A 14,673-nucleotide genomic window follows, 5' to 3' on the forward strand; every position below is an offset into this window, starting at 1 on the left:
CTCCTGCGCGGACGGCTCTTCAGTGGCCGGCGTCTCGGCCTCCGGTTCCTCCGCGGGCGGCTCTTCAGTGGCCGGAGTCTCGGCGGTCGGCTCCTGCGCGGGCGGCTGCTCCGCCGTCGGCCTTTCGTTGACCGGAGCCTCGGGGTGCTCCGTCGGCTGGTTGGCCGTGGCCGGTTCCGTGGTGGCCGGGAGCTGGTCGGTGGGGGGCGGCTGTTCCCCGGTTTTCGGGGTGGGTTCCGGGGTTTCTGTCGCCGGGGTCTGGTCTGTCGGCTCCACCGGCTTTGCCGGCTTGGGGACCGTGATGTTGTCGAAGGCCGCCGCGACGAGTTCGTGTTCGTCGGGCAGGGACGGCCGCGGCTCGGGGACCTGGGCGGTGGGGGTGGGCTCGGGCTCCGGGGACGGGGAGGGGAGCCTGGGTTCCGGGGTCTGCGAGGGCTCGGCTTCCTGTGCAGGCTCCCGCGACGGAACCTGCTCCGCACCCTCTGCTTCGGCCGTACGCCCCTTGCGTGATCGGCCGAACGCATTCCGCAGGAGAGTGAGAATGCCCATGTGCGCAACCCTTCGCGTGAGTTGATGCCCGTAAATCCCTGGCCAGGACGGACACGTAAGGTTAGCGGCCCTGAGTGGCGATCTTGGGCAGGGGCAAGCCACTGCAATCAAGCCGTGTCAGTGCCGGTGGAGCGTGAGGTCGACCAGCAGCGCACGGTGGTCGGTACCGGCCAGGGCCAGGAAGCGCGCGCGGTGTGCGGAGAAGTCGTCGGACACGAGCACGTGGTCGATCTGGGCACCGAGGGCGGGAGCGGTGCGGGCCGGCCAGCTGACGGCGCGGTCGGCTCCGGCGAGGTGGGCGGCGTCCCGCAGCCCCGTGTCGAGGATGCGGCGGAAGGCCGCGTGGTCCTGCGAGGCGTTGAAGTCGCCGGCCAGCACGGTCGGGGCCGTGGCGTCGGCGGCGGCGAAGGCCCGCAGCCGGCCGAGCTCCCGGTGCCAGAGGCCCACCTGGCCGGGCAGCGGGGGCATGGGGTGCGCGAGCTGGAGGCGTACGGCGTGACCGCCCACGTCGGCGACGGCGCCGGGCATGCCCATCGTGCCGGGCACACCGTCGGTCACCCGCAACGGGTAGCGGCTGAGGATGAGTGACCCCTGCGAACCGCCGGCCACGACGGCCTGCCGGTAGGGATAGTCGTCCCCGGCGGCGTGCCGCAGCGTCGCCTGGCAGGTGTACTCGCACTCCTCCACGAACACGACGTCGGGCCGTTCCCGCCGGATCACGGGCACCAGGGACGGGGTGCCGCGCCCGAACTCGACGTTCGAGGTCAACACCCGCACCGCGGCGACGGGGGCGCCGCCGGGTTCGCCGCCGCCGCCGTACGGCTCGGCGAACCACCCGAGCAGACCCAGTACCGCCGCTCCCCACACCGCCCCGGCCCACCAGCGCCCGAGCAGCGCCAGCAGCAGCCCGAGCAGGGTGGGCGCGAGCAGCCACGGCAGGAAGGCCAGCAACTGCGGCACGGGTGTGATGCCGTCACTGTCCGCGGCCCGGCAGCCGACGACCACGCTCACCCCCGCGAACAGCACTCCCGCACACCAGGACCCCACCCGCCGCCCGCGCTGGTTCGTCACGGCCCGAGCCTATGAGGGGCGCATTCGGCAGCGCCAGGAAGGCGGGGGGAGAGGGGCGGGGGAGGCGGGGTCCCGTCCGTGCCGGGTGGGCCCGGTCCGGGCGGTGGGTGCGGTTGCGGCGGCCGGCGGGAGGAGCGCCGTCAGGCTCGGACCCGCGTCGGCCGCGGAACCCGGGCGGGAGCGGGCGCCGCGGCCGCCCGCCGGCGTCGTAGGAGGCGCAGGGGGCGCAGGAGGCGCAGGAGGCGCAGGAGGCGCAGGGGGCCCGGGCGGCCGAGGCGGCCGGTGAGCCAGGTCAGCGTGGCCACCGTCAGGCCGAGGGCGACCAGCAGCCAGGAGGCCTCGCGCAGGGTGGCGGTCAGGGCGTCGTAGACGGCGCCCGCGGCCGGCTGGGAGACCTCGGCCGGCAGATCGGCGAGGGTCAGGCTGCGGCCGACGGCCAGAGCCAGGGCGAGCAGCGCGCCGCCGAGGGCGGTGCCGAGCGCGGTGGCGGTGACCGCGCGGCGGCGGCAGGCGGCGCAGGCGATGCCGGCGGCGGCGAACACGACGGCGGCGACGGGAAGCCAGAACCCGGCGACTTCGAGCACGTGGAAACCCTTTCTCAGGCGGTCCAGCTCGCGGGCGGGCAGCAGGGCGACCTCAGTGTGCTCGACCGGGATGCGGTTCGCGAGCGGCATGTGGTCCTGGGCGAGCCTGTTCTTGACCTGGGCGGTGACGGGGGCGAGGTCGAAGGTGACCGGGTGCGCGCGTTCGTCGTCTTCGTCGCGCAGGGCGCGCAGCACGGCGTCGTGGGCGGCCCGGTTGCCCTCGTTCCAGGCCGTGCGGAAGGCCTCGGTCTGCGTGAACGAGCGCACCGCGTCGTGCACGAAGGGGGCCACGGTGCCGCGCACCGGACGGACGTCCGTCTCGCGGACGATCTCGTTCATGATCCCGGTACCGACGGTGTCCGCGACGGCGTCGCGCACGTCGGGGTCGCCGGCGAGCGGAGCCATCGTGGTGACGTAGCGGGTGGTGTCGGCCAGCCCGTACGCCGCCCAGGCCGACAGCGCGCCGAACGGCACGAGCAGGCACGAGATTGCGATCAGCGCGGCCGACAGGCCGCTGCGCAGGCGTGGGGACACCTTTTCAGACAAGGGCGTCGGGACCGGGGACGCGAGCGGGGGGCGGTAATCGGGTGAACGGGCCCCCGGCCCCGACCACGCGCGGCGCGCGGATCAAGGCGGCCGTCAGATGCGGTGGCCCTCGGCGTCCTCGTGGGTGTAGTACCAGTAGAAGACCATGACGCCCACGGCCGCGCCGATGGCCAGCGACAGCGCGATGGCCCCGCCGATCGTCGCGCCTGCGCTCTGGATGAACAGGAAGCCGAACGTCACGCCGACGAAGGTGAACCACAGCAGGGCGTGCAGTTCCCGCTTCAGGTGCGGGGCCAGGTACAGCACCCCCACCATGAGCAGCATGAACACGATCCCGGTCACCAGACCGAACAGGAAGTTGGTGGTGGTGATCGGACCGCCGGCGCGCCGGTTCGCCGCGACCCAGTAGCCGTAGACCAGACCGAGGACGGCGGGCACCGCCCACCGTGCGACGGCGTGCACTTGCGGGCTGAAGAAGTCGGGCGTACGGGTGCGGCCGAAGGCGCCACCGGACGCGGGTACCGCGTGAGCCATGAGAGCACTCCTCTCTCCTCGCCCCCGCCTACCAGAGCACACCTCGGACAGGGGGGCGGGCAAGTCGGTGGGAGAAGGTCTGACGCCCCCTTTGCAGCCGCAGACGCTACGGTGCTGCCGTACGTGACCGACACCGCAGCGACCGACAGGAACACCGACGGGGGGACGATGCCCGGAACCGTGCTGCTGCTCGCGGCCTCGCCGGTGGGCCGGGGGCGGCTGGTGGACGCCGCCTCCGTGCTGCCCGTGCTCGCCGCCGTACCGCCCGCCGTGCTGTCCGGCACGGACACCGCGACCGTGGTGGAACTCGCCGACCCGCTCGAACCGCAGGCCGTTCTCACCCGGCTGCGCGCGGCCGCGGCGTCTCCCGGACCACTGACCGTGTTCATCACCGGCCAGCTCCAGCTCGACCGCCGCGAGCACCTGCCCCACCTGGCGCTGGCCCGCACCACCCCGGCGACCGTCCGCTACACCGCCCTGCCCTGGCACTGGCTGCGCGAGGAGCTCCGGCTGCGCCCGGAGGGCACGACGACACTCGTGGCCGACCTGCACGCCGACGCGGAGAGCTGGGAGCAGCTGCGCACGCGTCCGCTGGACTCGGGCCGCAACATCGCCGTGTACGGCCGTATCGCCCCACCGCCGTCCCGCCGTACGGTGGCCGCCCCGGCGTACATGAAGGCGGTGGCGACGATCCTGCGCAGCGGGCACCGGCCGCCGCTCGAGGAGTTGCACCGGCGTGCGCTGGCCCGGCCGGCCGAGGAGGGCGGCGGTACGGACCTGGTGCTCACGGCGCAGCGGCCGGCGCCGATCGACCCGCACACCGCCATCACCGCCTGTGTCCGCTCCGGGCGGCACGGCGACGCCGACGCGCTCGCCGCCCGCTGGGAGCAGGCCGCCCTGCTGGCGCACGGGGCCGCCTCGGAGGACGCGCTGCACTGGGCCGAGGTCCGCGCCGATCTGGCGATGCTGGCGGGAGACGCCGTGCGCAGCTGCCGGTCCTGGCTGTCCGTGGCGGCCACCCGCCTGGCCATGGGGCAGACCCCCGACGCCCCCGCGGTCGAGGCCGCCGCCGACCGGGCGCACCACCAGTGGGGGCAGATCCAGGACCCCGTACAGGCCCGCGAACTCGGTGCCGCTCTGGCCGAGTTGCGTGCCCGGGTCCCCGGCCGTCGCCGGGGCGCGCTGGACCATGTACGGCGCCAGCTGCAGCAGCTCCAGGTTCAGCTCCAGACCCAGAACTGACCGTCTTGCGCGGGGCGGTTTCCGGCGGACTGCGGGTGGCTGGTACAAGACCTCCCCGCGTGGCCGATTGCGGTGCAAGAATGGTGAGTTATGGCTGAGGGGGATGGCGTGGCCGGCCGAGGCATCCGGGTGCGGCTGGACGGGAGTGCGAGCAGAAGCGACGTCGGCGCGCTCAAGGCGTGGCTGGAGAGGGAGAGGCCGCTGGAGGAACTGGTCCGCGAGGGGCAGTTGCGGATCCTGGAACGGCCCCGCACGGACGGGCCGTCCGGTCACATGGGCATCGGCATGGAGATCGTGCTCGTCCTGGTCGGCGCGGGAGCCAACGTCGCGTTCAAGGAGCTGCTGGAGCAGACCAAGCGGGCGGTGGCGGCCTGGCGGACCAACCGTGGCGAGGTGGAGAGCGGAGATCCGCCCGAGGGACACGTCGATCCGGTGAACCTCGACGGGAACTAACCCGTGAACCGCTTCGACCCGCGTGGGCGGGTGAACCGGGCCCTGCTGGTCGGCGTGTCCGAGTACGACCACACGAGACCGGCCGAGCGTGACGGCGTACCCGGCGACCTGCCGGGCGTCCGGCACAACCTGAACCGGCTCCGGGATCTGCTGCGCAAGGGCGGGGTGTTCGACGAGCGGGAGATCACCGTCTGCCGTTCGCCGTCCCTGGACGACTTCAGCGAGGAGCTGCGGACCGCCGCCCACGAGGCCGAGGGCCTGCTGCTGTGCTACTTCGCCGGGCACGGCGCCGTGCCCAGCGCGGGCGACGAGCTGTTCCTGCAGATGCGCAACGCGCGTGTGGTCGCGGGTGGTTGGGCGGTGTTCCCGGGCGCCGGTGCCTTCACCGGTGTGCTCACCGAGCTGGCCGGGAGCCGCGCGGAGCGGATCGTGGTGGTCCTCGACTGCTGCTACGCGGGCAACGCCGCAAAGATCTGGCACGACTACGCCGACCGGCAGAAGATTCTGCTGCTGATGAGCGTGCAGGCCAACCGCCTCATCGACTCCGGAGACGGCACGAGAGCGACGCCGTTCACCGGCGAGCTCCTCCGACTCCTCGACACCGACCGGGAGTTGTCGTTTCTGGAGCTCTTCGACGGGTTGCGCGGCCGGATGGTCACGGCGGGGCACAGCACCACGCTCGGGGATCCGTGGGAGCCGCAGCACGCGGCGGAGCCGGGCACGGACGTACTGCTGACGGCGGGACCTTCGCGACTGCCGCCACCGGGTCCCGGGTCCGGTCGGCAGCCCGGGTCCGGTCCGCAGGCCGGGGGTGGCTCGCGATCCGGGTCCGGTCCGGGGGCGGGGCGGGGCGTGCAGGCCGGGTCCCGCGTGGATTCCGGGGCCGGTGGGGGGTCGAAGGGGGGCGCCCAGTCCGGGTCGGGCGTGCATCCTGTACCTGTTCCGGAGGCCGGGCGGGCCGTGCCGTCAGGGTCGGGTGTGCAGCCTGGGCTTGCTCCGGGAGCCGGGTCTGATCCGGGGGCCGGTTCCGCCCAGGGGCCCGGACGGGGCGCGCAGTCGGGGCCCGCACCGGCAGCCGGGCCTGCTCCGGAGTCCGGGCGGGGCGTGCAGCCCGGGCCCGCCCCGGAATCCGCACAGGTCCCGGAATCCGCACAGGTCCCGAGATCCGTACAGGCCCCGGAATCCGCACCCGCCACCCAGTCCCCGCCCACCGACCCCCCTGAAGCGGCCGGCGAGGCGCCCTCGTTGCAGTCGTCCGAGCAGCCGGGGCCCTCTGCGGTGTGCTCCGAGCAGCCGCCGCGCACCGGGACGGGCGGCGACGGGTGGGTGGGCTTTCGGTGGCCCAAGCTGCTTCCGGCCCGCTTGGCCCGGCTGCGCACCTGGGCCGGGGCCGGGATCCGCCGGCTGCGGCAGCAGCGTGGTCCCGTCCGTGCCGCCGTCGGACTCGTACTGGCGCTCGCCCTCCTCGCCCTGGGGTTCGGCGGCTACCGGATCATCGCCGTCGGCGACGACCACTCCTGCGCACCGCCGCTGGAACTGCGTGTCCTGGCCGATCCCGACCTGGAGCCGACCGTCCGCGCGGCCGCTGACGCGTACCTCACCTCGGACGCCAACACCACCGGGCACGGCTGCCGCCGTACCGGCATCACCGTCTACAGCGCCGGCGCGGCCGCCGCGATCGGCGCGCTGCACCAGCAGACCAACGCCTGGCAGGAACCCCGCGAGGAGGACACCAACCCGCAGCGGGACATCGGGCCCCAGCCGGACGTCTGGATACCGGGCTCCCTCACCGACGTGGTCCGGGTCACCACGGACCAGACGGACCGGGTCTTCGCGGAACTCCAGCGTGACACGGCCCCGTTCGCGTACTCCCCCGTCGTGCTGGCCGTCCCGCAGGACCTCGCCGAAGCCGGCCTGGACCAGCGCGTCGGGCGCCCCCTGAACCGGCTGATGGACGACCTGACGAAGCGGAACCGGAACGCCGCGGTGCTCCGCCCCGACCCGGAGCTCACCGACTCCGCCCTGCTGGCGACGATCGGCCTGTACGGCGGTGGTACGGCCGACCCGCGCGGTGCCGAGCGGCGCATCCGCCCGTCGGGCCCGCCCGCGCCGACGGCCGCGGAGCTGCTGTGCACGCTGCCGGACGACGACGCCGCGGACAACCGCACCGCCGCTCTCGTACCGGAGTTCCTGCTCAGGAGCGGGGTCGGCTGCGCCCGGACCACACGGGTGGCGCGGATCGCCGAGTATCCCGCCGACGTACCGGCCCTGACGCCCACCTTCGTGCGGGTGCGCTGGGACGGCGCCGACCGGGACACGGCGGCCCGGGACGACGCGGTCACCCGCTTCCACGACTGGCTGACCGGCGAGGGGGGCCGGGCCGCCTTCAGCGCCGCCGGCTTCCGGTCGGCGACGGGTTCCGGCCACGCTCTGTTCGACGACAAGAACCCCGGCTACGGCGTGCTGCGCGACCCCAGCGGGCTGCCGGGCCCCGCCGAGCGGACGGCGATGGACACCACGCTCGAGCGCTATCGCAGCGCCAACGGCCCCGGCCGGGTCCTCTACCTCCTCGACAGCTCCGGTTCGATGACCGCGCAGTGGCAGGGGCCCAGCGGCGGCCCCGGCATCCTGAAACAGTCGCTCGGCGGGCTCGGTACCGCGGACGAGTACGGTGTGTGGGCGGTGTACGGCACCTCGGGTGCCAAGGCGTACGAGCCGCTGCTCTCCTTCGGCCACCATCGCCGCACCGACGCCGAGCATGCCGTCGACACCCGGGCGCAGGTGCGGGACGCCGAGGCCGACCCGCATGCGGCGCTGCTCGCCGCGCTGGACGACATGAAGGGGCGCGGCACCGACGACCAGCGGCCGCAGCTGATCGTCTACATCACCGACGACGAGGACAACAACCGGCTCGGCGGCGGAAATTTGGACGCCGTGCTGGCCAGGGCGCGGCAGAGCTCGGTGCCGGTGGACATGGTGTCCCTGGTCAGCGGATCCTGCGACAAGGGCCGTCCCGACGCCCGGATCGCCGAGGCGAGCGGCGGCCGCTGCCTGGACGCGAGCGACGACCTCGGCACGGGCCTGCACGACGAGGTCGCGCGGGTGGGGACGGGGGAGAACTGATGGCGCGACGGGTACGACCACTGTCCGTGGGCCTGCCCCTGCTGCTGCCGCTGCTCGCGGTGGCCGCCTGCACGGGGGGCGCCCCACAGGTGTCCCAGACGCCCGCCGCCGACCGGCCCGGCGAGATCGTGGTGGCCAGCGGCCGGGACGTGACCGGCAAGAACGGCATCCGGCAGCAGCTCATCGACGCCTGGAACCGGCAGCAGGAGAAGGAGAACTCGGGTTACTACGCCCGCCTCGTGGAACTCCCCGGCTCCGCCGACGAGCAGCGCAGCCAGCTGCTGGGCGCGCTCCAGTCGGGCAGCGCCGACTACGACGTGGTCAATCTGGACGTGACCTGGGTGCCGGAGTTCGCCGAGGCCGGACTGATCCGCCCGCTGCCGGGCTGGGAGGTCGACGGCGACGTCATCCCGTCGGTCGCCAGCACCGCCCGCTGGAAGGACCGGGTGTACGCGGTGCCGTTCAACAGCGACGTGGGACTGCTCTACTACCGGCGGGACTACCTGCGCGCGGCGGGCGTCCAGCACACCGCGCTGGGCGGCGACACCACCTGGCAGTACCTGCGCAGCCTCGGTGACACCCTGAACGCGCACCGGCCCAAGGGGTTCGAGAAGGCGTGGACCACGCAGCTCGCCGGGTACGAGGGCCGTACCGTCAACGCGATCGAGGCGTTCGCCTCCACCAGGAAGGACTTCGCGCTCACCGACTCCGCCGGTCACTACCGCGCCGATGTCCAGGAGCTGACCGAAGGCATCGCCGAGCTACGGTCGCGCACCGAGAAGCCGTACACCCTGGACGACGCCGTCGACTCCGACGAGGCCGCCTCGCTCAGCGACTTCGCGGACGGCCGTACCGCCTTCCTGCGGCACTGGCCCTACGCCTACCGCACGCTCTACCAGACCTTCACCGAACAGCAGATCGGCGTGGCGCCGCTGCCCGGTCGGGCGGTGCTCGGCGGGCAGAACCTGGCGGTGACCAGGGGCTCCCCACAGGCGGGCAAGGCGGCGCAGCTGATCGCCTACCTCACCAGTGCCGAGAGCGAGCGCTGCCTGCTGGACGCGGGCTTCGCCGCGACCCGTACCTCGGTGTACGTGAAGGACGACGTCAAGTGCCCGGTGCCGGCGTCCTCGGGGGCGGTCCCCTCGGCGTCCCCCACCGGAGAGCGCACCGACCACATGCCCCGCGACCCGGCCGGCCGTCCCGGTTACGCCCGCGGCATTCTGCTCCCGGCTCTGCAAAGGGCGGTGCAGCGCCCGCGCACCCCGCTCTACGGCGCGTTCACCCAGACCTTCACCGCCGAGCTGGGCGCCCTGTTCGCCGACGACCCACCGAGCGACGCGGCGCTGGCCGAACGCCTGGACAAGGCACTGCGCCGCGCGCTCCCCGACTAGTGCCCCGCAGGGTCCCGCAGGGTTGTGCACGCGGGTGGCCACCGGTGCGACAGGGCCTAGCGGTTCTGTGTCACATGCTGGGCCGGGGGCGGGGTGGCGGCCCGTGCCGGGCCCGCGTTGGCGGCCGTGATCAGGGCCGCCACGGCTATTACGGCAGCGCCGAATCCTCTGGCGTAACGTGCGGATGTGCGTTCATGGCGCGCGACAGTGCGTTCCAGCACGGCAACCGACCTCGCAACGACAGTAACGACAGTGATGGCTTAAGCACGTTTAATACCCTCCCTAACTTAGGGGGTCGGGTGCCCCAACCGGAAGGGCGCCAGGGGCCGTTGGGCCTGAAATCGCCTGCTGACGACAAGTCAGGAAGGGTCTCGCCGTAAGTCGGCTTACTGGCATGATTACGCGCATGGTGAAGCGGGACGACCCGGGGACCATCGGGCGCAGGGTGCAGCAGTTACGGCATGAACGGGGGCTGACCCAGCGGCAGTTGGCGGAGCCGGCCTACACCCCCGCCTACATCTCCACGCTGGAGGCCGGACGGGTGCGGCCCTCCGACGATGCCCTGAAGCACCTCGCCGCACGACTCGGGGTCGCCTACGAGGAGCTGGCGACCGGGCGCCCGGCGCACCTGGCCACGGACCTGCGCCTGCGGCTCATCGAGGCGCAGCGCACGCTCGCCACCGGTGAGACGGAGCGGGCGGCCGCGCAGTACACCCGGCTGCTCGCGGAGGCGGCGGAGCACGAGCTCCCCGAGGTTCAGGCCGAGGCGCTCCTCGGACTCGGGGAGTGCGCCCTGGAGACCGGCGAACTGTCCACCGGACGGCAGTACTTCGAGCGGTCGGAGCGGGCCCTGGCCGACGCGCCGCTGCCCGCGCGGGTCCCCGCCCTGCGCGGTCGCGCCGTCTCCCACTATCTGGCCGGTGAACTCCGTTACGCCGTCTACCTCCTGGAGTCCGCTCTCGACGAGCTCAACCGGGGCGGACTGCACGATCCGGACGCCCTGCTCCTGCTGTACGCCAGCGTCATCGGTCCGTACATGGACATGGGCGCGCACGCACGGGCGGCCCAGGCGGCCGAGTTCGCGCTGGCCCTCGCGCCGCAGGCGGGTGATCCGGCGCTGGTGGCGCGGATGCACCGGTCCGTCGCCCGTACCCTGCTCGCCGAGGGACGCATCGCCGAGGCGGACGCCTCGCTCGCCAAGGCGGCCGAGCTCTACCGCCGGCTCCGGCTCCGTACCGAACTCGCCAACTGCCACTGGATGCGCGGCTATGTCTGCGCGCAGAACGGCGAACTGGCGCGTGCGGAGGACGAGTTGCGCGCGGCGCGGGACATGCTGACCGCCAAGCGTGCCGTCCTCTACACCAGTCAGGTCGCCGTCGAACTGGCCGACGTCCTGCACCGCCGCGGCAGGTCGCAGGAGGCGGCCGCACTCCTGCACGACGTCCTCGGCGACCTGTCCCCCGAGCGGGGCGCGGTCCACGCGGCCGCCGCGCACCGGCTGCTCGGCATCATCGCCGAGGACGCCCATGACACGGAGACCGCGGAGGAGCACTACGTCCGCGCGCTGAGCCTGCTCGAACGGGCCGGTGCGGCCGGTGACCTGGCCGACCTGTGCCGGCTGCTCGGTGATCTGTTCCGCCGCACCGGCCGGGTGGAGGCGGCGCTGGACGCATACCGGACGGGCCTGGGCCACCGCACGGCCCCGGGCACGACGACACTGGGCCCGGCCCCCGCCCAGCCCCTGCTCTGAGGGCGGGTTCCGGCCCCCACTCGCAGGCTCCCGGATTCCCCGGATTCCCCGAACACCCCGGATTCCCCGAACACCCCGCATTCCCCGGTCAAGGCGTCAGCCGTTCAGCGCGCTGCCCGCCTTCCAGGCCGGCCGGTCCACGTTTCCGTAGCTGTAGCGGTTGCCCGGGGCGACGGTGTCGGTGCCCGGGGCGACGGCCGTGACCGGGACCGTGCGGGTGCGGCTCCGTCCTGCACGATCCGTACCCGCCCGCTCCCCGCAGGCAGGCGGCCGAGGCCCGTGGCGGGCCGTTTCCGGCGGTTTTTCGGGCTCGTTCGGCGGTTTCCGGGCCCGGGAGGGGGGTAGTCGGAATTGTCTTTCGGGCAGGCGCGCCCCCGCTCGTCGTCCCGCGCCCGTGCGTCTGTTCGCCGGAGCCGGCCAACGACCATGGCCGCGCCGATGTGGTGAGGAGGCGGTGGCCGTGCAGCCCAGGGACGACGGCCCGGGTGCCCCGGGGCAGGACCCCCGTTGGCCCGGCCGCCGGAACGACCGCCTTCAGGACCGCGGCTGCGGAGCCGGCCAGGAGCGGGAGCCGGAACACAGGGTGGTGAACGCCGCCGGCGTGATCGGCGACGGGGTCCGGGACGTACCGCCCGCAGAAGTCCCGCACCAGCTGTGCGCCCTCGTGGTCAAACTGCTGCCGGTGAGCGGCGCGAGCGTCTCGCTGTGCGGCAGCGGCATGCCCGTCCAGGTCAGCGCCAGCGACGACGCGGCCGCCCGGATGGCGGACGTCCAGGCCACGCTCGGCGACGGGCCCTGTCTGTACGCCGCCGAGATCGGCGCCCCCGTCCTGGCCTCCGACCTGACCACCGGCCGGGACGTCCGGCGCTGGCCGGTGTTCGCACAGCAGGCGGCGGAGGCCGGGGTGCAGGCCGTGTACTCCCTCCCGCTGGGCAACGACGCCGTCTGCGTGGGCACGCTCGACCTGTACGGCGGCATCCCTCACGAGCTCAGCGGCCGGGAGCTGCACACGGCCCAGCTCGTGGCCGGTGCGATGACGCTCGCGCTGATGTCCCTTTCGCACGAGGTGGACATCGAAGAGCGAGCGGACCACTCGTGGCTGAGTGGTCTGACCACGGATCACGACGAGGTCTACCAGGCCATCGGCATGATCATGGCCCAGCTCGGGGTCGGTTCGGACGAGGCCCTGGCGCGGCTGCGCGCCCGCGCCTTCGCCCAGGGCCGCACCGCCCTCGACGTGGCACACGAGGTGATCTCGTGCAGGGAGAGGTTCGACGGTGACTAGGTACGCTCAGGCCCGTCGGCCCGAGCGCGACGAGGCGGGGTGCGAGGAGACCGTGATGAGCCGGGAGAAGCGGCTCGCGCGGGCCTTCGTCGACCTCGCCGACACGTTGAGCAGCCAGTTCGACCCCCTCGACCTCTTCGAGCGGCTGAGCGGCCACTGCGTCGCGCTGCTGGCCGTCGACGCGGTCGCGGTGGTGGTGGTCGACGCCCGGGGCCGGCTGCGCACGGTGGTGGCCTCCGCCGCCGACATCGGCCGCCTCGACCGGTTCCAGGTGGAGCAGCACGAGGGTCCGGCCCAGGACTGCCACCGCACGGGTGAACCGGTCGCCGAGGCCGACCTGCGGGCCGGTGGGCGCTGGCCCGGGTACACCGCCCGCGCGCTCACGGCGGGGTATGCCTCGGTGCACGTCATGCCGATGCGGCTGAACGGCCTGGTGATCGGCGTGGTGTCCCTGATGAACCGGAACCGCGAGGAGGTACCGGAGACGGACCTGGCCGTGGCGCGGGGGCTGTGCGACGTCGCCGCGTTCACGCTGGTCCACTGGCCGGCCGAGCGTCGGCGCGAGCACGATCTGCTGACCTCCGTGCAGGCCGCGGTCTCCGCGAAGGCGACCGTGGAGCTGGCGAAGGGGCTGCTCTCGGAGCACGAGGGGATCTCGTTCACGGAGGCGTACCACCTGCTGCACCGGTACGCGCAGCAGGAACGCAGGCCCCTGACGTCCGTCTGCCGCGAGCTGGCCGAGAGCAGACTCGGGGTGGCCGGACTGCTGCGGGAAGCCGGGCCGTTGTAGGCGTGTCCGCGTCACGCGAACGGGCGACGCTCCTACGATCACCGACATGGACATACTGGGTTTCCTGGCCGTGGCCGTGGCTTTGCTGGTCGGCATCGTGAGCACCGAGAGCCGGCTCGCCCGGGCCGACCGGCGCATCGCCCGGGTCGAACGCAAACTCGACCTGGTCCTCGATCACTTGGGGCTGCGTGAGGAGGACCCCGCGCTGGACGCCGTGGCCGGGCTCGCGCGCGACGGGAAGAAGATCGAGGCGATCAGGGCGTACCGGGAGGCCACGGGCGCCGGGCTGAAGGAGGCCAAGGAGGCCGTCGACCGCCTCGGCTGACGCGTTCGCGCGGGCTCACGCCTGGGTCCTGGCCTGCTGGTGGACCTGCGTCAGGTGCTCGACGCCGAGCTGGACCGCCTGGCGGGTGGAGTCGGCGGGCACGTCGACGGGGCCGCCGTTGGTGAGTGTGATCGCGTCGTCGCCGACGCGGACGGCGGCGACGTCCAGGACGAGCGTGGTCGCCGTGTCCCCGTCGGCCGTCCCGCCCACGAGCACGACCCGCAGCCCCTGGCGGGCGTCGCCGGCACTCGGCAGCGTGAGCTCGGAGACCTGGACGGTCTGCACGCCTGCCCGGGTGGTCGCCGCCGAGAACTGGGCGCAGGTCTGCGGCAGCGTCTTCAGCCAGGCCAGGGCCCGGTCCACGTCCCCCGGCCGGTCGGCGAGCACCTGGTAGCGCAGCTGGGCCTGGTCGTTGCCGTCGTCGAAACCGGCGACCGCGTGCGTGCCCGCGGGTGTGCCGAGCAGTTCGTCGGCGTAGAGGGAGTCGAGGAAGCGCTGGCATTCGGGCACGTCGGCCTGGGCCTTGAGCACCCCGTCGTGCCAGGTCGCCGTCCCCTGGGTCGGCGCCCATGGCTCGCCCAGATCGGCCTGCGTGATCAGCGCGGCCCGGGCCTGCGCGTCGGTGAGCGCGGGGTAGCCGGTCGGAACGGCCTTGCCCGTGGGGTTGCCCGCCGCGGCCGACGAGGAGGCGCCGGAGCGTCCCGCCAGCAGGCCCGAGCAGCCGGTCACGGTCAGCAGGCAGGCCACCCAGAGCGAGCAGGCGGGGACGAGACGGGCCGGGCAACGGGGCATGGGGTGCCTCCAGACGTACGTACCTGAGGGGCGTGTGTTCTTTCACGGCACCACCGGGGAGCCGCGCCCACCAGCGCGCCGGGCCGTCCGGGTGAGCGGCCGGGGAAAACCGTTCGCGCGGCCGCCCGGCCCGCTGCTACCGTCAGGCCCATGAAGCGCGCCGAGCCGTTCGTTGTGACGACGACGCCGGAGAGTGTCCCGGCGCGCTGACAGCTGAGCTGAGTGAGAAGCCCCGGGG

12 protein-coding genes and 1 pseudogene are annotated in these 14,673 nt (G+C 73.6%); 8 read left to right on the forward strand and 5 right to left on the reverse strand.

Going from position 1 to position 14,673, the window contains the following annotated elements; translation table 11 throughout:
- From AB0A61_RS01200 to AB0A61_RS01215, 4 genes and pseudogenes are all read right to left on the reverse strand, one after another.
- Positions 1-549, reverse strand: a pseudogene (locus AB0A61_RS01200) (Toxic cation resistance protein); the annotation flags it as partial.
- 117 nt (positions 550-666) lie between these two features.
- Entirely contained in the window at positions 667-1,620 is a 954-nt protein-coding gene (locus AB0A61_RS01205; RefSeq protein WP_361284140.1) for an endonuclease/exonuclease/phosphatase family protein, read from the reverse strand.
- Positions 1,621-1,760: 140 nt separating this feature from the next.
- Positions 1,761-2,738: a hypothetical protein gene (locus AB0A61_RS01210; RefSeq protein WP_361284143.1), complete on the reverse strand. Its 978-nt coding sequence runs from the start codon at positions 2,736-2,738 to the stop codon at positions 1,761-1,763.
- A gap of 105 nt (positions 2,739-2,843) precedes the next feature.
- Positions 2,844-3,284, reverse strand: coding sequence for a hypothetical protein (locus tag AB0A61_RS01215; RefSeq protein ID WP_361284146.1), 441 nt, complete (start codon positions 3,282-3,284; stop codon positions 2,844-2,846).
- Positions 3,285-3,452: 168 nt separating this feature from the next.
- Between AB0A61_RS01215 and AB0A61_RS01220 the strand changes: the two genes are divergently transcribed.
- The 8 genes from AB0A61_RS01220 to AB0A61_RS01255 all read left to right on the forward strand — a co-directional run bounded on the left by AB0A61_RS01220 (position 3,453) and on the right by AB0A61_RS01255 (position 13,643).
- A complete protein-coding gene (locus tag AB0A61_RS01220; protein WP_361284975.1) occupies positions 3,453-4,526 on the forward strand; it encodes a hypothetical protein in 1,074 nt (357 codons plus the stop codon).
- 90 nt (positions 4,527-4,616) lie between these two features.
- A complete protein-coding gene (locus AB0A61_RS01225) occupies positions 4,617-4,979 on the forward strand; it encodes a hypothetical protein (protein WP_361284149.1) in 363 nt (120 codons plus the stop codon).
- Between the two features lie 3 nt (positions 4,980-4,982).
- The gene (locus AB0A61_RS01230; RefSeq protein ID WP_361284152.1) at positions 4,983-8,102 is read left to right on the forward strand and encodes a caspase family protein; all 3,120 of its coding nucleotides are present in this window, start codon (positions 4,983-4,985) and stop codon (positions 8,100-8,102) included.
- Entirely contained in the window at positions 8,102-9,493 is a 1,392-nt protein-coding gene (locus AB0A61_RS01235) for an extracellular solute-binding protein (protein ID WP_361284155.1), read from the forward strand. The genes AB0A61_RS01230 and AB0A61_RS01235 overlap by 1 nt, the downstream gene beginning before the upstream one ends.
- A gap of 406 nt (positions 9,494-9,899) precedes the next feature.
- Positions 9,900-11,243, forward strand: a complete 1,344-nt coding sequence (locus tag AB0A61_RS01240) for a helix-turn-helix transcriptional regulator (protein WP_361284158.1) — start codon at positions 9,900-9,902, stop codon at positions 11,241-11,243.
- 460 nt (positions 11,244-11,703) lie between these two features.
- Positions 11,704-12,528 carry a GAF and ANTAR domain-containing protein gene (locus AB0A61_RS01245; RefSeq protein ID WP_361284161.1) on the forward strand — a complete coding sequence of 275 codons (825 nt, stop codon included), beginning with the start codon at positions 11,704-11,706 and terminating at the stop codon, positions 12,526-12,528.
- The gene (locus AB0A61_RS01250) at positions 12,521-13,318 is read left to right on the forward strand and encodes a GAF and ANTAR domain-containing protein (RefSeq protein WP_361284164.1); all 798 of its coding nucleotides are present in this window, start codon (positions 12,521-12,523) and stop codon (positions 13,316-13,318) included. Before AB0A61_RS01245 ends, AB0A61_RS01250 begins: the two co-directional genes overlap by 8 nt.
- A gap of 46 nt (positions 13,319-13,364) precedes the next feature.
- Positions 13,365-13,643: a ribosomal protein L7/L12 gene (locus tag AB0A61_RS01255; protein ID WP_361284167.1), complete on the forward strand. Its 279-nt coding sequence runs from the start codon at positions 13,365-13,367 to the stop codon at positions 13,641-13,643.
- Positions 13,644-13,658: 15 nt separating this feature from the next.
- Here AB0A61_RS01255 and AB0A61_RS01260 read toward each other — a convergent pair whose 3' ends face one another.
- A complete protein-coding gene (locus AB0A61_RS01260; protein ID WP_361284170.1) occupies positions 13,659-14,435 on the reverse strand; it encodes a hypothetical protein in 777 nt (258 codons plus the stop codon).
- Between the last annotated feature and the right edge of the window lie 238 nt (positions 14,436-14,673).

The organism is Streptomyces sp. NPDC046197, from assembly GCF_040646295.1.
Classification (GTDB): domain Bacteria; phylum Actinomycetota; class Actinomycetes; order Streptomycetales; family Streptomycetaceae; genus Streptomyces.

Excerpts from the sequence above, each read along its gene's own strand:
- AB0A61_RS01215 (WP_361284146.1), bottom strand. The coding sequence starts at position 3,284 with ATGGCTCACGCGGTACCCGCGTCCGGTGGCGCCTTCGGCCGCACCCGT.
- AB0A61_RS01220 (WP_361284975.1), top strand. The coding sequence starts at position 3,453 with ATGCCCGGAACCGTGCTGCTGCTCGCGGCCTCGCCGGTGGGCCGGGGG.
- AB0A61_RS01225 (WP_361284149.1), top strand. The coding sequence starts at position 4,617 with ATGGCTGAGGGGGATGGCGTGGCCGGCCGAGGCATCCGGGTGCGGCTG.
- AB0A61_RS01235 (WP_361284155.1), top strand. The coding sequence starts at position 8,102 with ATGGCGCGACGGGTACGACCACTGTCCGTGGGCCTGCCCCTGCTGCTG.
- AB0A61_RS01240 (WP_361284158.1), top strand. The coding sequence starts at position 9,900 with ATGGTGAAGCGGGACGACCCGGGGACCATCGGGCGCAGGGTGCAGCAG.
- AB0A61_RS01255 (WP_361284167.1), top strand. The coding sequence starts at position 13,365 with ATGGACATACTGGGTTTCCTGGCCGTGGCCGTGGCTTTGCTGGTCGGC.
- AB0A61_RS01260 (WP_361284170.1), bottom strand. The coding sequence starts at position 14,435 with ATGCCCCGTTGCCCGGCCCGTCTCGTCCCCGCCTGCTCGCTCTGGGTG.